Here is a 21,365-nt window from a genome sequence, read left to right on the forward strand (position 1 = left end):
CCCTAGTGAAAAATAGGTCTATCCAAAGATGGGTAAAACTCAAAAAATATTATTGCACAACTTGAACTGTACCGTTTTCAACACTGAATAACTGATATGAGATAGACAAATCATGTAAGTGCTTTTGTACTGATTCATGGTCTAAGGTGGTAATAAAAACTTGACTACCAAGTTGGCTCAATCGCTCAATTAAACGTTGTTGTGCGGTTAAATCTAATTCTGCTGTCACATCATCTAATAATACCACAGTTTCCTTATTACAAGAATGTAGCATTGCGATTTGCGACAGTTTTAGTGCGATCATTAGCAGCTTTTTCTGTCCGCGCGACAGGATCACATCGGCATCACCCATCGGGGTCTTTAAACGCAAATCTGCGCGATGTGGGCCATATTCGGTATAACGTCGCTCACAGTCTTTTTCATGCTGGTTGATCAGGTCATTTAGCAGGCCGGTTTCACTGTGAAAACCCGGACTGTATTCCAGACTGACTTGCAGGTCAGGTAATAACTGTTTCAGGTCATCTTCAAAAAATGGCTTCCATTGTTCCACGATGCCGACACGTTGTGAGTGCAGGATTTCACCATATTCACTCAGCATCTGGTTCCACGGTTCCAGATCAGACAGACTCAGAAACCGTTTGCTTTTGAGCAGACTGTTTCGCTGTTTCAGCGCACGAGAATAATATTGCCAGGCATGATAAAACTTTGGTTCCACGTGGAACATCAACCAGTCGAGCAATTGACGTCGTGGTTTAGCCCCATGATCGATAATATCAGTACTTTGTGGGTCAATCAGCTGCAAAGGTAACAGTTTGGCCAGTTGCCCCTGAGTCGCGACCAGATCACCATTGACCTTGATCAGTTGCTCCCCACTGGCCATTTTTTGCATGCCAATTTTTTCAGTCGCAGATTGTGCAAACACAATCGCATCTTGGGCGCCATGCTGGATATAGTTTTTAGGGATATGGGTACGGAAAGAACGACCAGCAGCCAGTAAATGAATCGCCTCTAAAATCGAGGTTTTACCTGAACCATTCTGGCCATAAAAAACATTAAACGGCTGCAATCCTTGGAGAGCAACCGTCTTTAAATTCCGCACACGCTCAATATGTAAACGCGTAATATGCATGTCTTATATGAGTATCAAGAGCCGCGACTTAAACACGCATCGGCATGACGACATAAGTCTGATCCGTATGCGCCGGGTCCTGTACCAAGACCGACTGGTTGGCTTCAGTCATGGTCATTGACACATCATCGCCATCCAGCACACCGAGGACTTCAATCAGATACTGCGCATTAAATGACATTTCTAGCGGTGAATCAACATATTGAATCGCCAGATCTTCAATCGCTTCATCCTGCTCCGGGTTATTGGCACGAAGTTGCAAAGAGTCAGCATTGAAGTTCAAAAACACACCGCGAAGTTTTTCATTACTTAAAATCGCCACACGTTGCAAAGACTGCTTGAATACGTCATGCGCGATCATCACCACTTTGTCGCCCCCACGTGGAATCACACGGCGATAATCCGGGAACTTACCATCAATCAGCTTGGTGGTGAAACGCACGGTAATATCCGCCTGTTCCTTGTCACGGCTTGGCATCTTGATGGTCACATTGAGCAGTTCACGACCAATCAATAGAGATAATTGTTCATCTTCAACGCTGAGCAGGCGCTGTAATTCTGCAACGGCCTTACGTGGCACAATCGCCTGAATCGGTTGTGTTGCAGTAGATTGAGCCACTGTTTCACACAGTGCCAGACGGTGGCCATCGGTGGTCACAGCACGCAACTGATTGGCATCAATTTCCAACAAAGTACCGGTCAGATAAAAACGTACATCCTGAACTGCCATGGCAAAAGCAGTTTTTTCGAACAGGCGTTTAAGTTCACGCTGTGTCACCGTTACTTGCGTGCCTTGGGTGTTTTCAGTGTTCAGTAATGGATAATCATCAGCAGGCAAGGTACCCAGTACAAAACGGCTGTTGCCCGATTTAAGGATACAGCGCTGATCTTCAGTAATATGCAAATCCACCAATGCCGCTGAAGGAAGGGACTTACAGATATCAATCAGCTTACGTGCAGGAACTGTGGTCTCGCCTTCCTGTAAACATGCACCTTCAGCCAGTGCTGTACTCGCCACCAGTTCGACTTCCAGGTCGGAACCGGTCACGGTCAATGCTTGCGCAGTCACCTGAATTTTCAGGTTAGACAGGATATTCAAGGTATGGCGACGTTCAACCGCTCCTACGACATGTGAGAGAACATTCAGTAAGCTTTCTTTCGCGATTTTTAAACGCACGGTGCATTCCTCTAAAGCTGAAGATTAATATAGAAAAAGTGATTTTTTTGACGGTTTACTATGCGGCAAAAGCAGCCGCATAGCAAGAATAGAATTTGAGCGATTTAGGTCAACTTTGCAACAGACGCTGCAGGTTTTTATAGTCTTCGTTAAAGATCGGATCTTCTTCACGCAGGCTTTGTACTTTCTCGCAGGCATGCATCACGGTACTGTGATCACGACCGCCAAAAGCCATGCCAATTTCCGGAAAACTGTCGCCGGTGAGTTCACGGGCCAGCCCCATCGCCAGCTGACGTGGGCGGGCATAAATCCGGGTGCGTTTTGGACCAACCAGTTCTTTCAGTGGAATACGGAAATACTCACTCACCACACGCTGAATGTTTTCGGTACTAATGGTACGGGCACGAATCGCCAGCACATCTTTTAAAGATTCACGCACTACATCCAGATCAATTGGTGTGCCTTTAAAACGTGAAATCGCTACCACTTTGTTCAGCGCACCTTCAAGCTCACGTACGTTAGCCACCACCTGCTGGGCAATAAACAGCGCACAGTTACGTGGTAAATCGACTTGGTTGCTTTCGGCTTTTTTCAGCAGAATTTCAATTCGGGTTTCAATATCTGGTGGTTCGACTCCGACCGATAAGCCCCAGGAAAAACGTGAAACCAGACGTGGATCCAGTTCGGTTAGTTCTTTAGGATAACGATCCGAAGTCAAAATAATTTGCTTAGATTCATCCAGAAGTGCGTTAAAGGTGTAGAAAAACTCGACCAGGCTGGCTTCTTTACCGGCCAACAAGTGAATATCATCAACCAGTAATAAATCCAGAGAACGGCAATTTTTCTTAAACTCTTCAACTTTGCCCTGCTGTAACGAGCTGACAAAGTCCTGTACAAAACTTTCTGCGGTCATGTACATGACACGTGCATTCGGTTTGGCTTGTAACAGTGCATTGCCGACCGCCTGCATCAAGTGGGTTTTACCCAGACCGGTCGGACCATATAAAAATAACGGGTTGTGCTGTGAAGCACCCAGCTGAGTCAGCACCTTGCGACAGGTTTCTGCCGCCATCTGGTTAGATCGACCTTCCACAAACAGCGAGAAGGTAAACAATGGATTCAACTGACGTCTACGGCTATTTTTGCCGCTGTCTTCTTTTTCTTTCTTCGGTTTCGGCACCGGCATCGGTGTCGAGGTCAATGCCGCTGTCGTGGTCGCCGGTTGCTCACTGGCAGATAAAATTGCCCCTGGACGTGAATCGACCAAAATTTCGACCTTGCGTACCCGTCCTTCAGACAATTGCTCTGCCAGAATCGTGATCAGTTCCAGATGATGTTCTTGAATGTAACGCGTCCAGTAAGGATTAGGTGCATACAAACGCAAGCTGTCTTCCAGCTCTTCTGCAACCAATGGGCGAATCCACATTGTAAAGACATTTCCAGAGAGCTCTTGTCGCAGGCGATTTAAGCAGTCCGTCCAAAGCATGTGAATCCCCTATTCATTCCATTGTTCATTCAAAAAAGATGACCGCGACCAAAAGCGGGTCGCCATTCTAACCAAGTTATCCACATCTGTCATGGCAATTTCCACAAAAACTGTGCAAAAAGAAATCACCCTGCATAAATTTAAATTTAAAACCCAGTGTGGATAAGTTTATCCGCAAGCTGTGGATAAAATATACCATAAAGTTATCCACAAAGTATAAAATTAATAGAAACAGTTTTATCCACAACATAAGTTTATGTTTAATTAAATAAAAAGTGGCTTATCCATAGAAAAAGTGCTCCCTAATAGTAATAAATTTAAATTTATAAATTTGAATTTATTTATAAGATCACTGTTTTTTGTGGATAACTCAAAAAACTTCAAATTTAAATTCAAAACTACAGGTTAGATTTAAACTCTGGATAACATGTGGATAACTTTGTTGATAGAGTTGTTTATAACTTATATATATTTATATAACAATAACTTAATTTGTGATTAACTTGAATTGAACTATTTTTTATTAAGTTCTCCGAAAAAACAGGGGCTTTATCTTTTTTGATCTTATTTGAAAAGAAAACTGTTTTTGCATTGACAGCTCAAGCAATGAGCACTAAAATCGCGGACCTTCATAGAAAGATCATTTTTTGGAGTTTCAATATGAAACGTACATTCCAACCGTCTGAATTAAAGCGTAAGCGTGTTCATGGTTTCCGTGCTCGTATGGCTACTAAAGCTGGTCGTCAAGTATTAGCTCGCCGTCGTGCAAAAGGTCGTCATAGCTTAACTGTTTAATCAGTTACGCTAAGACGATTTTGGGTGTTATGACAAAACTTTATAGTTTTGGCACAGAGTTGCGATTACGCTGTGCTGCCGATTATAAAGGTGTCTTTGATGGTGCGCTTTTTAAAGTGCATCAACCCCATTTCTTATTTCTTGCAAAACATTCCGAACTGCCAAATAGCCGTTTGGGTTTAGTTGTTGCCAAGAAGAAAGTGCGACGTGCACACGAAAGAAATCGAGTAAAACGACTTGCTCGCGAAAGTTTTCGCCTGCATCAACAGCAATTAGATGACTTAGACATTGTAATCATGCCGAAAATGGGTGTTGAAGCAGTGCCTAATGCAGAATTGCACCAGCAATTACAATTTGCCTGGCAGAAACTGAACCGTCTTGCCAAAAAGCATTCAAAAATAGCCCCCTCCCCACAAAAGTAGAGTTGGCCAATGGTACGTTTACTGCATTGGTTGATCCGTTTCTATCAGATTGCGATTAGTCCTCTTCTTGGACCGCGCTGTCGTTATATTCCAACTTGTTCTCAATATTCCTTGGAAGCAGTCCAGATGCATGGCGCTGGGCGTGGAGTGTGGCTGGCTACTAAACGTATTTGCCGTTGTCATCCGTGGGGGGGCTCGGGATATGATCCTGTTCCCTCAAAAGCGATTCGTTTTATTTCATTTCAGCAAATAGATTCTCAAACGCTTCACGTTGCTGTACCCTTTCGTGATCGTTTATTGAACCAAAATCACTCTCACCACTTGGGGTAATACATATGCAACAATGGGCCAGGATTGCAATTCTCGGAGCCATGTTTGTTGTCGCATATTTGCTCATTTTGGCGTGGCAAAAAGATTATGGAAATGCTGAAACAAAACCGCAGCAGGAAACTGCTGTTGTTTCACATGACGTATCTGCAGATTTGCCAAATGGTCAGACGGCTACAGTTGCCTCTGATCTGCCACAAGCAAATGTGCCAGCACAGCAAGCCACGGATGCCACAGCACCTGTAAGTCAGCAGCTTATTTCAGTACAAACTGACCTTTATCATCTTTGGATCAATCCGAAGGGTGGTGATATTGTTCGTATTGAATTACTCAATCATGACAAGAACAAAGACAGCGATGAGCCGTTCGTCATGCTGGAAAGCGATGCGAAACGTACTTATGTCGCCCAGTCTGGCCTGATCGGTCTGAATGGACCGGACAGCAGCCGTAACGGCCGTCCAATGTATGAGCTGGAAAAAACGGCTTATACTCTGGCAGATGCGAAAACAGTCAAATCCAAAGATGGTGAAAACCTGAAAGTATTGTCTGTACCGCTAGTGTTTAAAACCGCTGACGGGATCGAGATTATCAAGACCTTCAATTTCACTGAAGGTGAATATCCGGTCGTGGTAAATCACAAAGTGGTTAACCGCAGTGGCCAGACCTGGCAAGGTCAGATGTTCGGTCAGATCAAACGGGATAACTCGGAAGATCCAGGCAAATCTGATCAGGGGGTCTTCACGCTGGGAACATTCCTCGGCGGTGCATGGGGTACCCCGGACGAGCAGTACAACAAGCTTAAATTCGACAACTTTGTTGAAGAAAAAGTCAGTACTGAAGCGACAGGTGGTTGGGTGGCAATGGTACAGCACTACTTTGTCAGTGCATGGGTTCCAGGTCAGCTGAAGTTGACTCAAGGCAATGGCGAAGCTTATAGCGCCAAGCTTGAATCACGTAAATCAACCGATAACATGAACATCATTGGTTTTACCTCACCGACCTTCAATGTGCCTGCAGGTACAGTGGCTGAAATTGATGCGACTTTCTATTCAGGTCCAAAAATCCAGTCAGAACTGAAAGATTTGGCTGCGGGTTTAAACCAGACCGTTGATTATGGCTGGTTATGGCCAATTGCGAAATTACTGTTTGTCGGTCTTGAGTTCTTCCATGGTCTGGTGGGTAACTGGGGCTGGGCAATTATTCTGTTGACCATCCTGGTGAAACTGATCCTGTGGCCATTGTCGTCGAAGAGCTATCGCTCGATGGCGAAAATGCGTGTGATTGCGCCAGAAATGCAACGCATGAAAGAAGAGTTCGGTGAAGACCGGATGCGCTTCTCTCAAGAAATGATGGCATTGTACAAACGTGAACAGGTCAATCCGCTTGCCGGCTGTTTACCGCTGTTATTACAAATGCCGATTTTCCTAGCCTTGTACTGGGTATTGATGGAATCTGTGGAACTGCGTCATGCGCCATGGATGCTGTGGATTCAGGATTTGTCTTCAATGGATCCTTGGTTCATCCTGCCGTTGTTGATGGGCTTGACGATGTATATCCAACAGTCGTTAAATCCACAACCGACGGATCCAATGCAGGCAAAAGTCTTCAAGTTTATGCCGATTATCTTTACCGTATTCTTGTTGTTCTTCCCGGCAGGCTTGGTCCTGTACTGGATCGTCAACAACTTGATCACGATTCTGCAACAAACTTTGATTAACAAGTCTGTTGCCAAAGATCGCGCGAAACGTGATGAGGCCACTCCAGTCAACTAAGTTGTACGGATAGGCTGAATAAATCCGCTTAAGATGGTAATCTTAGGCGGATTTTTTTTGGCTGTACTTTTGAGTCTTTGCAGGTGAATTTTATGCTCAACCGAACCACAACTATTGCTGCGATTGCCACTCCACCAGGACGTGGCGGCGTTGGGGTGATTCGCCTGTCAGGCCCGAAATCCTATGAGATTGCCCAGCAACTGACACAAAAAGAGCTGCCTAAAGCCCGTTTTGCCGGTTTCCGCCAGTTCTATGATGCGGCCGGCGAAGTCATGGATGAAGGACTGGCGATTTGCTTCCCGAATCCAAACTCTTTTACCGGCGAAGATGTGGTCGAGTTGCAAGGTCATGGCGGTCCGGTGATTCAGAATGCCCTGCTTGGCCGTTTGCTGGAGCTCGGAGCTACAGCGGCTAAAGCCGGTGAGTTCTCGATGCGTGCCTTTGAAAATGGCAAGCTGGATCTGGTACAAGCTGAAGCAATTGCCGACCTGATTGATGCAACTTCGCAAGCGGCTGCACGTTCTGCTGTACGTTCACTGCAAGGGGCTTTCTCGACCAAAGTCAATGCAGTCCTTGAGCAGCTGATTCACCTGCGTTTGCATGTGGAAGCTGCAATTGATTTTCCGGAAGAAGAAATTGATTTTCTCGCAGATGGCAAAATTTTAAATCTGCTGGATGGCGTATCCAGTGCAGTCGCTCAAGTACAGCAATCCGCACGTCAAGGTCAATTGTTACGTGAAGGTTTACAGGTGGTAATTGCAGGGAAACCGAATGCCGGTAAATCTTCCTTACTGAATGCATTAGCTGGAATTGAACGCGCGATTGTGACCGATATTGCCGGTACCACCCGTGATGTCCTGCATGAAAAAATTACCTTAAATGGTCTGCCGATTACCCTCACCGATACTGCGGGCTTGCGTAAAACTGGCGATATCGTGGAAAAAGAAGGGATCCGCCGCGCAATTAAAGAAATCGAACAGGCCGATTTATTGCTCTTGGTCTATGACTTAAGCCAGGGCGAAGATCCGCTGCAACTCGCCCAGGAATATTTTGCTGAACATATAGAACCGAAACGTTTGATGCTGATTGGCAATAAATGCGACCTGACCGGTGCTGAAGCCGTGATTGGAGATTTAAATGGTTTCCGGCATATCGCAGTCTCTGCCAAGCAGGAAACCGGCGTTCAGGCGCTCATAGAAGCAATTACAGCGCATGCAGGCTTCCAGCCTGAGGAAGACACCTTTATCGCACGTACCCGTCATTTAGACGCAATGAAGCGCACTCAGCTCTATCTGGCTGAAGCGCGTGAGCAACTGGTGGTGTATAACGCCGGTGAACTGGTAGCGGAATCCTTACGTCTGGCGCAAAATGCTTTGGGTGAGATCACGGGTGATTTCAGTGCAGATGACCTGCTGGGCAAGATCTTCGGTTCATTTTGTATTGGTAAATAATTATTTAATAAAACATCAAAAAAGCCCTCAACTGAGGGCTTTTTTTAGGCTGGTAGGCGGGATTTTTGATACGCCCACCACAGCGCAAAACACAGCAAACTAATCGCGATACAAAAGCTGATTACGGCGAAATCCAGCCCCCAATGATCGGCCAGATAACCCACGGCAATGATAGGGACAATAGTGCCCAGATAGGCAATAAACAGATAGGTTGACATGACGGCTGCACGGTTGTCTAAGCTGGTCATTTGATGAATCAGGGCAAAAGCACCCATCAGGGCAAAACCATGGCCAATTCCAAAGCAAATATCACTGATAAAAAATAGCAGGCTGATTTTCGAATACATACATAGCGCTAAAACCATCAGGCTCAAGCACATCATCATCAGGCCGATATTCAGACATTTGGACGCTGCAACTGCTTTGGCCATAAATTGCACGATCACTGAAACCACTAAGATACTGGTAATGGCCAGCCCACTGACCAGAGGGCCATGCCAAGGTAAAATATTGCGGACAAAAGATGGCGACAGTGAAGCAAACAGGCTAAAGGCAGCAAAGGCACTAAAAGCCGTCACTGCAATAATCATAAACACCCGATGAAACTGCGCTTCAGGTCGTTGCAGTTTAGGCGCCATGCTAAAGGGCTGCGCCTCAAACTTGGGTGCTTTGATCCAGAACAGGCCAATCAAACACAGCACGGCGCCCAAAATCACCGGTAAATATGGCATTATCAAGGGGGCAGCGGAAAACTGCGCAATCACACCACCGACCAAGGGTCCCAAACCAAAACCCATTGCGGTGATGATTGAAATCAGTTGTGGTGCAGTGTGTTTATGGCTTTCTGGGATGGTATGCATTAAACCCATCATGGCAGAAGTGGTCATCAGGCCCGAGGCAATCCCAATAATAAAACGGCCAATCGAGAGGATCAGTGCATTCTGGGCAAAAACGGAAATGATGAGACCTAAGGTGATTAGTGCCAGACCAATTTGCAGGGTCCGTAAAAATCCGATGCTGTTACTGGTTCTGCCCAAAAACAACAAGGTCGAGAGACAGCCAAACATATAGGCGACAAAAATGTAGGTGATGTGGCTGGGCAGCAAATGCCAGAGCTGTTGATAAATCGGATAAAGCGGACTGGCCAAAGCGGTGCCAATCGTTCCCATCATTAAAGCTAGGCTGACCATCAAGAACGGTCGCCAGCTGGTCGTTATTGTCATGAAAATGCCGTTATAGTGTTGATCCTTGGCCAATCCATGTCAGGGCGTAGCGAGGAATATAGAAAGTGTCTGCAGTTTAGAATGGATACAGAAAATCGGTCAAGGCTGAATGAGTAAAATGTTTATCATTTAATATATTTTAATTATATAAAACAATTACTTATTATGAGTATTGATGTGTTTTCTAGATAGATTGGAGTTCAATCTAACGCTATACATGGTGTTCCACGTGAAACATTATGAACTTGTTTAACTGAGTCTAGACAGTAACATAAATGTTTGAGAAATTTAAAAGCAGAGCGATTAGAATCGAAGCATATTCTTATCCAATTCATGTAGAACATTCATGTTAAAAAAAACACTGATCATTAGTTTAAGTACATTCATTTCAAGCTTCGCATTTGCCAATATTGATACGGTACAAGCTAATTTGGCAAAAAACAGTCCCAATTTAAAAATTGAAAATATTCAGACCACCGAGATGAAAGGCATCTATAGCGGTTCCATGCAGGGCCAAGTGGTTTATCTGAATGAGGATGCCAAGCATCTGATAGCCGGTCCGATGCTGCGGATTCAGGATCAACATAATCTGACCCGTGATTTAATGCTGAAACAAAATAGTATCGACTGGAAAAAATTACCGCTTCAGGATGCTGTAAAAAGTGTAAGAGGTACGGGTAAACGTCAGATTGCGATCTTTTCTGACCCAAATTGCCCGTATTGTAAAAAGCTTGAGCTAGAGCTGAAAAAACTGAATGACTTGACCATTTATACCTTTATTCTTCCTTTAAAACCCCATTCGGCTGCTCCTTCAAAACAGGTGTATTGCGAGTCTAATCCAGCTCAGGCATGGGAAGATCTGATTGCTCAAGGAATTCAACCTAAATCGAAAAAAACTTGTGCCAATCCGATTGAACGGAATAAAAAACTGGCTCAGTCTATGGGGGTGAATGGTACACCTGCGATTATTTTTTCCAATGGTTTTAAGGTGATGGGCGCCTATCCGGCAGAGCAGATTGAGCAGATTTTTAAAGAATTCAATTTATAAAAATTAAATAAAGATATCAGTCGCTCAATATAAAAAAAGCACCTCATGGGGTGCTTTTTTTATTAAGGTGATCCAGTCAGCATCAGCTTGATTTAGACCGTGCGGCGTTTGGTCACCATATTATAAATAAACAGAATAATCACAGCACCAATCACGGAAGCAATCAGACCTGCTGCGGAATCTGCCGAGTACAGACCGAGCATACGACCACCAAAAGTCGCCAACAAGGAGCCGGCAATACCCAGCAAGGTGGTCATGATAAAGCCTGCCTTGTCATTACCCGGATGAATGGCACGTGCAATTAGACCTGCTACAAAACCAATGACGATCGCCACAATAATTGTCCACATATGCATACTCCTTCTTATCATGTCTTTGTTTTCACATCTGTTTAATCATCTTGAAACAAAGTCAGGATCATAAAAAGTTGAATCCTGAAACGAGATGTTATTTTTTGTTCCCGGTTTTTTCTGTATTTTAGGTATAAAAAAAGTGGCTTATGCCACTTTTTTCAACCTGATTTTAAAGACCGATTTCACCAATAAATGGCAGGTGACGGTACTTCTGGTCATAGTCCAAGCCATAACCCACGATAAATTTATCTTCAACCTCAAAGCCCATAAATTCGACCTTCAAATCGATTTCACGACGCGATGGTTTACTTACCAAAGTACACAGTTGAATCGAGTTAGGTTCACGGGTTTGCAGGATTTCGAGTACCTTGCTTAAGGTGTTGCCTGAGTCAATAATATCTTCAACCACCAGCACATCTTTACCACGGATTTCACCGTCTAAATCTTTCAGGATTTTTACATCACGTGACGATACCGTGCCACCGCCATAACTGGACACAGTCATGAAATCCAATTCATGCGGTTTTGAAATCACACGACATAAATCAGCCATAAAAATCACTGAACCACGTAATAAACCGATGAGCACAAGTTCTTTGTCACTATTGGCATAGTGTGCATTGATTTGAGCACCAAGCTCTTTGACTTTAGCTTGAATTTCTTCAGCGGAAATCATTACGCTCATTTGAACGGTCATGGGTAGATACCTAAAAAGTAAAAATAGCAAAATAAAAAAGGTGTTGACCTGCAACACCTGAATACGTCGCAATTTTAATACATCCCTAGCAGAGATGCACCTGTTTTGCTGGCTGTAAATGTAATCATTTTTTAGCCGCTGCTGAATCGCGTTTCAATAAAAAAACACAGCCCAGTGCCATTGCAGACAGGATCAAGTATTGGCGACGGCGGGATTTTTTTGTTTTATTCACTGGATGCTGCTTTGACATAGACGGCTACTCCATAGACATAGGTGGCTGCAATATTACGGTCATCGCCAAGCATGGTCAGTGCAAAAAATGCATCTTCAATATTTTTAGCTTTGCTCTGGCGTAACTGCTGTAAGGCAGTGGTATTGAGATCCAGAACCACAAAGTCGGCTTCTTTGCCAATATTAAAGTTCCCCAGGCGATCATCTAGACTCAAGGCTTTGGCACCGCCTAAAGTGGCATGATATAAGGCTTCAAAGGCAGAAAGTTTTTCACCCTGCAACTGTTGCACCTTATAGGCTTCATTCAGAGTTTGCAGCTGATTAAATGATGTTCCTGCTCCAATGTCTGTGCCTAAGCCGACTTTTACCCCTTTGTCCCAGGTCTTTTTCAGGGGAAATAAGCCACTACCCAGGAATAGATTTGAGGTCGGACAGAAAGCAATGGCTGAGTCGGTCTGATGCATACAATCCCACTCCTCATCTTCCAGATGCACGCAATGCGCGAAAACGGATTTGCTGCCGGTTAAACCATAATGATGATAAACATCCAGATAACCTTCACGTTCAGGAAAGAGTTCTTTTACCCAAGCAATTTCATTTTTATTTTCACTTAAATGGGTATGTACATAGACATCCGGATATTCGGCTTTGAGCTGTCCGGCTTTTTGTAGTTGTTCAGGTGTTGAGGTTGGTGCAAAGCGTGGAGTAATCGCATACAGGTTCCGTCCCTGTCCGTGCCATTTTTTAATCAGCGTTTTAGAGTCAATATAAGCCGTTTCTGCTGTATCCGTCAGCGCTTCCGGTGCATGACGGTCCATCAGGACTTTACCCGCAATCAGACGCATATTGCGTGTGGTTGCGGCATTAAATAAAGCATCTACGGATTCAGGATGAACGGTACAAAAGACCAGTGCAGTGGTGGTGCCGTTTTTAAGCAATTCCTGCACGAAAAATTCGGCAATTTTTTCGCTGTAGGATGCATCTTGGAACTGGATTTCAGTGGGGAATGTATAGGTATTTAACCATTCCAGCAGTTGTTCACCATAAGCCCCGACCATTTCGGTTTGTGGGAAATGAATATGGGTGTCGATAAACCCGGGAACAATCAGTTGATCTGGATAGTGCTGTAATTCAGCATTGGTAGGAAGTCGTGACTGCCCTTCTTGCCAAGGACCAAACCACTGGATTTTACCTTCGTGAATGATGACTAAACCATCTTCTACATATCGCACTTGGTCGTGTATATCACGTGCTTGGGCAACTGTATTCTGAATGTCGAGGAAGCGACCACGGATCGCTGTCGTTGCAATTACAGAAGACATTTTAAACCTACGCTTTTTGATTTTTTCGATTGATTGTAGCTGAAAAAATTGCCATGTTTGTATGAACATTCATATTTAAATAGTGATCCAGATTCTTTTATGACCTCATCCAATGATCATGATCAATTTCAACAGATCGTGCGTGCGCAGCCGACCTTAATGCGCATCTTGCATCAGTTAGCACAATTGCACTCTGAAGCTTATGTCGCAGCGGGTGTGTTACGTCATGTGATCTGGGCGCATTTACATGACTGGGAATATGAAATGAATCATACTGAGGTCGATGTAATTTTCTATGACGAAAATAAGCAGGCTCGCGCTATAGAACAGCAACTTGCAGATCAGTTAAAAGACTATTTTCCAGAGATTTGTTGGGATGTGACCAATCAAGCCTTTGTACATGAGTGGTATCGTACCGATCAAAATGAAAGTATTGAGCCTTTAACTTCAATTAGTCATGCGCTGTCATTATGGCCAGAAACTGTCACGGCCTTGGCACTGCGCCTGAAAGATGATGAGTTGGAGTTGATTGCCCCTTTCGGTTTAGCAGATTTATTTGAGTTAAAGCTGCGTTGGAATCCGAATTTAGTCAGTTATGCCGTGTTCGAACAACGCATGCTGAGCAAACAGTTTTTGCAAAAATGGCCCAAATTATCCCTGATAGAACAATAAAAAAAAGCCTGCTGATGCAGGCTTTTTTGATGATTACTTTTTACAGGGTGGTTTCGTTATATTTCTTGCTATGACGAATCGACAAGATCGCGGTCACAGTCAGGACAATCACAATAAAGCTCAAAGAAATCCAGATCGGCATATGGAACACATCTAGCATCAGCATCTTAAAGCCGATAAAGACCAGAATGATCCCGAGGCCATAAGGCAGATAATGCATTTTTGAGGCTGCGCCCGAGAGCAGGAAGAACATTGCGCGCAGGCCTAAAATCGCCATCAGGTTTGCAGTGAGGACAATGAAGGGATCGGTGGTGACGGCAAAAATAGCCGGAATAGAATCGACGGCAAAGATGACATCAGAGGCTTCAACCAGGATCAGGACCAGGAACAACGGCGTTGCCCAGAGCAAACCATTTTGACGGACAAAGAATTTGTCGCCCTGAAGTTGCGGGGTAATACGCATATGTTTACGCAGCCATTTTAGAATCGCCATATCTTCAATATTGCTGTCTTCTTCATGCTGACCACGCAGGAATTTGAAGCCGGTATACACCAGGAACGCACCGAAGATATATAGAATCCAGGAGAATTCCTGCACGAACCACGCGCCAATAAAAATAAAGATAGTTCTGAGCACAATCGCACCCAGTACGCCATATAACAGCAGCTTGCGTTGCAGTGCGGGTGGAATGGCGAAGGCCGCGAAGATCATCAGCCAGACAAAGACGTTATCAATCGCTAGGGATTTTTCCAGCAGATAACCGGCAAAGTATTCCATAACCTTGGCATTAGCAATTGCCGTGCCTGCGGTCTGCTCCAGATACAGCCATAAGCCGCCACCAAATAAAGTCGCGACACTGACCCAGGCAATACTCCAGTAGGCAGCAGTTCGGACTTTAACTTCCTGACCATGCTGATGCTTAAAGCCGACAAAATCGATTACCAGCATGACTGCGACAATCGCGAAAAAGACGAGATACAGCCAGAGTGTACCAATGGTTTCCATGTGAATTCTCCACATCGGACAACTAGCCATAAAAAAACCTTGACCAGTTGCCAGATGAAAAACATCTATAACAACATGATCAAGGTCTTGCCTACATCTTACTGTTCCACTTTTTTATATAAAGTGTGACTTCAAGATGCTCAGATACCGACTTTTTGCAAAGTGTAATGACGATATTCTGACACGTTTAAAAATTGAAATTTCATTCTTAAACGCTTGGAGGAGGCTACTCCCCTTGTTCAAACTAAATTTTATTTGAGCGGTAGCTCAATGTGCAGCAAGCATGACAGATTTTTGCTAAGACTACAATTTCATTTACAAAAATCATGCTTCAAGGCGCTTTCTTACCTAAGAAATCCGGACGCTGAATCAGGTATAAGCTGATCAGAAAACCCAAGCTGGCCAGGATTGCTCCTACCCAGCCAATACTATGTAATCCGATATGTGCCGTTACCAGACCGCCGAGTAAGGCACCGCCACCAATCCCGACATTGTACAGACCTGAAAAAATTGCCATGGCGACATCGGTTGCATCAGAAGCCAGATTTAAGGTCTTGGCTTGTAGAGCCAGACTAAACCCAATAATGCTGATGCCCCAGATTAACGCCAAGCTATTAAGCTGAAATACACCCTGAGACAGTGGCAGCAATAACAGCAGCGAGATCCCTAGCCCGAGTGTAAATAGCGGAATGGTGAGTCGGGGAAAATGCGGTGCAAAGCGGCCAAATACATAAGACCCGATCAGGCCCGCACCGCCATAAATCAGCAATAAGCTGGTGGTCTGTGCAGAGCTGAATTGCGCAATATTCAGCGCAAAGGGTTCAATATAACTATAGGCGGTAAATTGCGCACTAATCACAAGCACGGTAAGCGCAAAGACCAGCATCAGGCTGGGACGTTTTAGCAAGTTTTTTAAACTGCTGAGTGAACCTGAATTGACACTTGGCAATAAAGGCAAGGTTTTGGCCAGCAATACGCACACCACGCTCGCCACAATCCCAATCAAGGCAAAACTATTGCGCCAGCCATAGGCCTCCCCGACCATCCGGCCAAAGGGAATTCCCAGGACCATCGCCATGGCGGTACCTGTAGCCAATAAGCCCAGTGCCTGAAACTCTTTGCCCTTTGGCGCAACCCGCACAGCAAGCGATGCCGTAATTGACCAGAACAGTGCATGCGCCACGGCAATACCAATCCGGCTCAGCACCAGAATGCTAAAGCTCCAGGCAAAATAGGACAGCACATGACTGAAAATAAACACCGCAAATAAAACCATCAGCAGAAAGCGCCGTTCAATATTTTTGGTCAGTAACATCATTGGCAAAGACAGCAGCGCCACGACCCAGGCATAAATTGTCAGCATCCATCCGACCTGGGTCGGTGACATGGCAAAACTGGTACCAATATCACTTAATAGCGCCACCGGGATAAATTCGGTGGTATTGAAAATAAAGGCAGCAGAGGCTAAAGCAATCACACAAACCCATTGACGCGTCACCGAAGAGGTGGAAGAAGAGCTGGACATAAACATCTGATAAAAGGAACCGGCCGGCAGTTTAAACCTGTTCAGCAGAATGCGGTATTGGTCAGAAGGATAGATTCACAATCCTTTAAAAGAAATCTAACAATAGTGCAGGGAAAAATATGTCAGTCTGACTTAAAAACAAGGAGAGGATCGGCATGTTGATCGAGCATCAGCAACAGGACACTGGAGGTTTATGGTTCGTAGAGCCAAATGAAAAACGTCTGGCAGAAATGAGTTATTCCAGAGTAAATGAAGATCAATTAGTGATTGAACACACCTGGGTCGATGACAGTCTACGCGGACAGCACGTCGGGTATTATCTGGTCGAGGCCGCTGTGAATTTTGCCCATGAACACGGCATCAGGATTATTCCAAAATGCTCTTTTGCCAAATCTGTGTTCGAGCGAGAGCCTCGCTTTAATGATGTTTTATAATTTAAAAATGACAACAAAGGTTTAGATTCCTATGGAAATCAAATATCAAGATTCAAAACGCGGTGGTGTATTTTTTATGGAAGATCAAGGACGCCGCCTGGCCGAGATCACTTATCAATGGCGGGGCGATGCAGTCATCATTGCCGATCATACCTGGGTCGATGATTCCTTGCGTGGCCAAGGTATTGCCCGAAAAATGCTGGATGTACTGGTCGATTTTGCCCGTGAAAAAAGTTTAACCATCATCCCGCAATGTTCCTATGTGGATGTCATGTTTAAACGTGACCGTAGTCTGGCAGATGTCGCGGCAACGACTATTTAACCATCCAAGGGGATTTCCCGAAAGATAAATGCAATCTTTCTTTCAAGGCAGGAATCAATATAACCTGTAACAGGGTATATAAACCGAAACCTGCCATCACCCCGGTCATCGCCCAGAAAATTTCTTCAAACTGTTGCAGCATCACTAAAATTGCCATAATCAGCAGGTAACTGGCATGAAAATAAATACGATGCCCAACAAATTTCAAGATCGTCCAGCTAATAAAAATTGAACTGATCAGCAGATTGGTTTGAGCGCTGAATTGCCAGTCATTTAAAGTGATGATCAGGATAAAACACACACATAACAAGGCGAGGGTTAAAATCAGATCTTTTAACATCAAGTGATCCTCATGTTCATGGTAGGTGTATGAAAATATTCGTTTAATAATTTAGGCACTATTGTTAAAAGTTTAGTCCAGAAATGCAAACTGAAAACCGTGTAAGCAAAAACGGATATTTGCTTAAAAAATGGTCGACTTAATTTAAAATTATTGATTAAATTGTGGTTTTAATTCTTCCCTCTAGTGAGATGGCATGATGCTACAGCTTTGCTATGCCAGTGAACGCATAGAATCTGAACAAGAGTTGTTACAAGATTTGAGTGATATTTTGGCCACTGCCCGGAAGTTCAATCTTCAGCATCAGATTCATGGGGTGTTGTATTATTCCCATGGCAAATTTTTCCAGTGCCTTGAAGGTCAGGCTGAAGTAGTGGAAAGTTTATTTCAGAGCATTTGTCGGGATCCCCGCCATCACAATATCTTGCGTTTTGCAGATGCGATGGTAGAGCATTCCCATTTCTCGGAATGGTCAATGAAATATGTGCATAAACACAGTGAAATTTCTTCTTTATTTTCACGTTTAGGTTTGAAGCAATTTGATCCGCATGCCTTACAGCAGTCAGGAATTGCCGAATTCCTCAAAGTACTGTATCGCCTGGAAGAAAATCAGGCCAGTCTGGCATCGCCAAAAGGTTATAAGCAGCGTGGTTATGTCCCCTATTTCTGATCTGAGGGGTAAATGCTGAAAATAAAAAAGTCCGCATGGCGGACTTTTTTGTCTGATGTGGATTAGGTCATGTCAATCATGACTTTTAAGGCCTTTTCATCAGAGGCATGTTTAAAGACATCATAGGCTTTTTCAAAATCGGAAAATTTAAAATGATGGGTCGCCAGTTTTTCTAGGGGCAATTTGCCGGAACAGCAGGTTTTCAGCAACATCCCTGTGGTATTGGCATTCACCAGGCCGGTGGTGATGGTCAGGTTTTTAATCCAGAGTTTGTTCAGTTCAAAACTCACCGGTTTACCATGTACGCCGACGTTGGCAATATGCCCGCCCTCCTTCACGACATGCTGGCAAATATTCCAGGTAGGCTCCACCCCCACTGCTTCAATGGCACAGTCGACCCCGCGTCCATCGGTAATCTCTAGAATCTTTTGAATGGCATCTTCTTTGGCAGAGTTGATGATATGCGTCGCGCCGACAGTCTTGGCAAATTCCAGCCGATTATCATCCATATCCACCATAATAATATTGGCGGGTGAATAAAACTGTGCGGTGAGCAGACAACTCATGCCGATTGGCCCTGCCCCGACAATCGCGACATTGTCGCCTGGTTTGACATCGCCATATTGCACCCCAATTTCATGTGAAGTTGGCAGGATATCTGAGAGGAATACGGCCACATCTTGATTCAGGCCATCGGGTAAATGATAGAGTGAGGTATCGGCAAAGGGCGTGCGTACATATTCGGCATGGGTGCCATCAATCATATAACCCATGATCCAGCCGCCTTCATTGCGACAATGGGCATAGAGCTGTTTCTGGCAGTTTTCACAGGTTCCGCAGCGGCTGACACAGGAAATAATCACCCGGTCGCCCTTTTTAAAGTTTTGCACGGCGGAACCAACTTCTTCCACAATGCCAATACCTTCGTGACCTAAAATACGTCCCTTAAAGCTGCCCTCTTTACGCGTAGCCTCCTGCTCAATTTCCGGGTTTTTACCTTTCCAGATACCCAAGTCGGTACCGCAGATGGTAACTTTTTCCAGTTTAATGATGGCATCGCTGGGATGCAAAATGGTGGGAACTGGGCGGTCTTCAAAGCGGATATCATTTGCGCCGTAATAGACCATCGCTTTCATCGTTGTCATGACACATCTCCTAATGGAATGAGGAATGAGAATGACCTGACTCAGCGAGAATAATGAACGCCTCGATTGCTTTTATATAGTGACAGCGATGGGCTGATTTATGATCTGGCTTTCAGGCCTATAGATACCTGTGTTCTTCTCGATTGTGCCTTGAGTGATATGGCGCTGCAATGAGTCTTGTGTACAGATTGCAACAAAAGATCATCAGGGAGGGTTCAGAGATAAATCTGCTCTTTGGGTCAATATTTAAATCATAGGATTGCAGGATCAGAACAACGGTTCACTTTTTCTCAATCAACGTTTTAATATGCTAAAAAAAGCCCGCTAGGCGGGCTTCTTCACTTCACTTAAATCTGTTTTATGCTTGTAAAACAGTAATCAGCTTCTGATGCAAACCACCAAAACCACCATTCGACATAATTACTACGGCATCGCCCTCGCCTGCTTCTGCCACCACGGTCTGAATGATGTCATCCAGTGTGCGTGCAACTTTGGCCTTGTTTGGCGCAGCCTCAATGACCGGTTGCAGATCCCAGTCCAGTCCTTCCGGTTGATACCAGATCACTTCATCGGCCAGACGTGCTGAATGAGCCAAGCCATCTTTATGACTGCCCATGCGCATGGTATTGGAACGTGGTTCAATAATTGCCCAGAGTTTGCGTTCCCCTAGACGTTTGCGCGCACCTTCTAAGGTCGTATCAATCGCCGTCGGATGATGGGCGAAATCATCATAAACCTCGATACCACGGACTGTGCCTAACAGTTCCATACGGCGTTTCACCCCACCAAAATTCGATAGTGCTTCACAGGCAGTTTCAATCGATACGCCGACATGTTCAGCGGCAGCAATCGTGGCCAAGGCATTGGCCACCGAATGCTGTCCAGTCATATTCCATTGTACTTCGCCTTTGACCACGCCCTGTTGCAGCACTTTGAAATGTGAACCATCTGCTGACAATTGTTCTGCATACAGCTCAGCTTTTTCATTGGCATCCAGACTGGTGCGCACTACAGGTGTCCAGCAGCCCTGCTCCAGCACTTCATCAATATTGCTTTCAGTAATCGGCGCGATAATCCGGCCTTCACTTGGAATGGTACGAACTAGATGATGGAACTGCTTTTGAATTGCGGCTAGATCATCGAAGATATCGGCATGGTCAAATTCCAGGTTATTTAAAATTGCGGTTTTTGGATGGTAATGCACGAACTTGGAACGCTTGTCGAAGAAAGCAGAATCGTATTCATCGGCTTCGACACAGAAATATTTCCCACCACCGAGACGCGCACTTTCCGAAAAGCCCAATGGCACACCGCCAATCAGAAAACCTGGCTCCAGACCGGCTTGATCCAGTACCCAAGCCAGCATCGTGGTGGTCGTGGTTTTACCATGTGTTCCGGCGACACCCAGCACGTGTTTACCTTGCAGAACATGATCAGCCAGGAACTGCGGACCTGAAATATAAGGCAGACCTGCATTCAGCATATATTCGACTGCATCAATACCACGCTTCATGGCATTGCCGACGATCACCAGATCCGGATGAGGCTGTAAATGACTGCGGTCATAACCCTGCATTAAAGTGATGCCCGCATTTTCAAGTTGGGTCGACATGGGTGGATACACATTCAGGTCTGAACCTGTTACCTGGTGGCCCAGATCGCGTGCAAGTAGCGCTAACGAGCCCATAAAGGTGCCACAAATACCCAAAATATGCAGATGCATCTACTTTACTCCGTTCCTGTCTGACCCATCACTTTATATTGGTGCTGTTGTCATGATTTATTCAATTTGCAAGCAACGATAGCAAGGCTTTAGCT

At 44.8% G+C, this 21,365-nt stretch carries 22 protein-coding genes; 10 read left to right on the plus strand and 12 right to left on the minus strand.

The genetic code is table 11. From position 1 onward, the window contains the following. Positions 1-49 precede the first annotated feature (49 nt). The 3 genes from recF to dnaA all read right to left on the minus strand — a co-directional run bounded on the left by recF (position 50) and on the right by dnaA (position 3,792). Positions 50-1,129, minus strand: coding sequence for a DNA replication/repair protein RecF (gene recF / locus NI470_RS12980; RefSeq protein ID WP_253148590.1), 1,080 nt, complete (start codon positions 1,127-1,129; stop codon positions 50-52). 28 nt (positions 1,130-1,157) lie between these two features. Beyond that, entirely contained in the window at positions 1,158-2,306 is a 1,149-nt protein-coding gene (dnaN, locus tag NI470_RS12985; RefSeq protein WP_253148592.1) for a DNA polymerase III subunit beta, read from the minus strand. A gap of 109 nt (positions 2,307-2,415) precedes the next feature. Further along, a complete protein-coding gene (gene dnaA / locus NI470_RS12990) occupies positions 2,416-3,792 on the minus strand; it encodes a chromosomal replication initiator protein DnaA (protein WP_004281934.1) in 1,377 nt (458 codons plus the stop codon). Positions 3,793-4,452: 660 nt separating this feature from the next. On the opposite strand from dnaA, the gene rpmH reads away from it, so the two are divergent. The 5 genes from rpmH (at position 4,453) to mnmE (ending at position 8,559) form a co-directional block, all read left to right on the plus strand. After that, positions 4,453-4,587 carry a 50S ribosomal protein L34 gene (rpmH, locus tag NI470_RS12995; protein WP_000831329.1) on the plus strand — a complete coding sequence of 45 codons (135 nt, stop codon included), beginning with the start codon at positions 4,453-4,455 and terminating at the stop codon, positions 4,585-4,587. Positions 4,588-4,616: 29 nt separating this feature from the next. Further along, positions 4,617-5,009: a ribonuclease P protein component gene (gene rnpA / locus NI470_RS13000; RefSeq protein ID WP_004281932.1), complete on the plus strand. Its 393-nt coding sequence runs from the start codon at positions 4,617-4,619 to the stop codon at positions 5,007-5,009. A 9-nt stretch (positions 5,010-5,018) separates the two neighbouring features. Then, positions 5,019-5,339 (plus strand): membrane protein insertion efficiency factor YidD, encoded by a 321-nt coding sequence (gene yidD / locus NI470_RS13005; protein WP_004281931.1) that lies wholly within the window; start codon positions 5,019-5,021, stop codon positions 5,337-5,339. A 5-nt stretch (positions 5,340-5,344) separates the two neighbouring features. Next, a complete protein-coding gene (gene yidC, locus NI470_RS13010) occupies positions 5,345-7,108 on the plus strand; it encodes a membrane protein insertase YidC (protein WP_253148594.1) in 1,764 nt (587 codons plus the stop codon). A gap of 92 nt (positions 7,109-7,200) precedes the next feature. Further along, complete coding sequence (gene mnmE, locus NI470_RS13015) at positions 7,201-8,559, plus strand: tRNA uridine-5-carboxymethylaminomethyl(34) synthesis GTPase MnmE (protein ID WP_253148596.1); 1,359 nt, start codon at positions 7,201-7,203, stop codon at positions 8,557-8,559. Between the two features lie 44 nt (positions 8,560-8,603). Here the strand turns inward: mnmE and NI470_RS13020 are convergent, their stop codons facing one another. Beyond that, positions 8,604-9,782 (minus strand): MFS transporter, encoded by a 1,179-nt coding sequence (locus NI470_RS13020; protein ID WP_441367658.1) that lies wholly within the window; start codon positions 9,780-9,782, stop codon positions 8,604-8,606. A gap of 346 nt (positions 9,783-10,128) precedes the next feature. On the opposite strand from NI470_RS13020, the gene NI470_RS13025 reads away from it, so the two are divergent. Next, positions 10,129-10,830 carry a DsbC family protein gene (locus NI470_RS13025; protein ID WP_253148606.1) on the plus strand — a complete coding sequence of 234 codons (702 nt, stop codon included), beginning with the start codon at positions 10,129-10,131 and terminating at the stop codon, positions 10,828-10,830. 92 nt (positions 10,831-10,922) lie between these two features. Here NI470_RS13025 and NI470_RS13030 read toward each other — a convergent pair whose 3' ends face one another. From NI470_RS13030 to guaD, 3 genes are all read right to left on the minus strand, one after another. Then, a complete protein-coding gene (locus tag NI470_RS13030) occupies positions 10,923-11,180 on the minus strand; it encodes a GlsB/YeaQ/YmgE family stress response membrane protein (protein ID WP_004281926.1) in 258 nt (85 codons plus the stop codon). A 172-nt stretch (positions 11,181-11,352) separates the two neighbouring features. Continuing rightward, positions 11,353-11,880, minus strand: a complete 528-nt coding sequence (hpt, locus tag NI470_RS13035; RefSeq protein ID WP_004647133.1) for a hypoxanthine phosphoribosyltransferase — start codon at positions 11,878-11,880, stop codon at positions 11,353-11,355. A gap of 224 nt (positions 11,881-12,104) precedes the next feature. Next, on the minus strand, positions 12,105-13,433 hold the full coding sequence (gene guaD, locus NI470_RS13040) for a guanine deaminase (protein WP_253148608.1): 1,329 nt from the start codon (positions 13,431-13,433) through the stop codon (positions 12,105-12,107). Between the two features lie 99 nt (positions 13,434-13,532). On the opposite strand from guaD, the gene NI470_RS13045 reads away from it, so the two are divergent. Next, positions 13,533-14,105: a nucleotidyltransferase family protein gene (locus NI470_RS13045; RefSeq protein ID WP_253148610.1), complete on the plus strand. Its 573-nt coding sequence runs from the start codon at positions 13,533-13,535 to the stop codon at positions 14,103-14,105. A 40-nt stretch (positions 14,106-14,145) separates the two neighbouring features. Here the strand turns inward: NI470_RS13045 and NI470_RS13050 are convergent, their stop codons facing one another. Together NI470_RS13050 and NI470_RS13055 are read right to left on the minus strand one after the other, a co-directional pair. After that, a complete protein-coding gene (locus tag NI470_RS13050) occupies positions 14,146-15,111 on the minus strand; it encodes a TerC family protein (protein ID WP_004647138.1) in 966 nt (321 codons plus the stop codon). A gap of 331 nt (positions 15,112-15,442) precedes the next feature. Further along, entirely contained in the window at positions 15,443-16,636 is a 1,194-nt protein-coding gene (locus NI470_RS13055; RefSeq protein ID WP_253148611.1) for a sugar transporter, read from the minus strand. Between the two features lie 155 nt (positions 16,637-16,791). Here NI470_RS13055 and NI470_RS13060 point away from each other — a divergent pair, with 155 nt between their 5' ends. After that, complete coding sequence (locus tag NI470_RS13060) at positions 16,792-17,070, plus strand: GNAT family N-acetyltransferase (RefSeq protein ID WP_114541703.1); 279 nt, start codon at positions 16,792-16,794, stop codon at positions 17,068-17,070. 31 nt (positions 17,071-17,101) lie between these two features. After that, entirely contained in the window at positions 17,102-17,392 is a 291-nt protein-coding gene (locus NI470_RS13065; RefSeq protein WP_004647141.1) for a GNAT family N-acetyltransferase, read from the plus strand. Here the strand turns inward: NI470_RS13065 and NI470_RS13070 are convergent. After that, on the minus strand, positions 17,385-17,732 hold the full coding sequence (locus NI470_RS13070) for a hypothetical protein (RefSeq protein WP_004647142.1): 348 nt from the start codon (positions 17,730-17,732) through the stop codon (positions 17,385-17,387). The two genes, NI470_RS13065 and NI470_RS13070, sit on opposite strands and share 8 nt — an antisense overlap. Before the next feature lie 196 nt (positions 17,733-17,928). Between NI470_RS13070 and NI470_RS13075 the strand changes: the two genes are divergently transcribed. Then, positions 17,929-18,402 (plus strand): BLUF domain-containing protein, encoded by a 474-nt coding sequence (locus tag NI470_RS13075; protein ID WP_004281912.1) that lies wholly within the window; start codon positions 17,929-17,931, stop codon positions 18,400-18,402. A gap of 62 nt (positions 18,403-18,464) precedes the next feature. On the opposite strand, the gene NI470_RS13080 is transcribed toward NI470_RS13075, so the two are convergent. Next, positions 18,465-19,547: a zinc-dependent alcohol dehydrogenase family protein gene (locus NI470_RS13080; RefSeq protein WP_004281911.1), complete on the minus strand. Its 1,083-nt coding sequence runs from the start codon at positions 19,545-19,547 to the stop codon at positions 18,465-18,467. A gap of 358 nt (positions 19,548-19,905) precedes the next feature. Next, on the minus strand, positions 19,906-21,270 hold the full coding sequence (mpl, locus tag NI470_RS13085) for a UDP-N-acetylmuramate:L-alanyl-gamma-D-glutamyl-meso-diaminopimelate ligase (RefSeq protein WP_005264469.1): 1,365 nt from the start codon (positions 21,268-21,270) through the stop codon (positions 19,906-19,908). Positions 21,271-21,365 lie beyond the last annotated feature (95 nt).

Origin of the sequence: Acinetobacter lwoffii, assembly GCF_024129115.1 — a bacterium.
GTDB classification, from domain to species: domain Bacteria; phylum Pseudomonadota; class Gammaproteobacteria; order Pseudomonadales; family Moraxellaceae; genus Acinetobacter; species Acinetobacter lwoffii_T.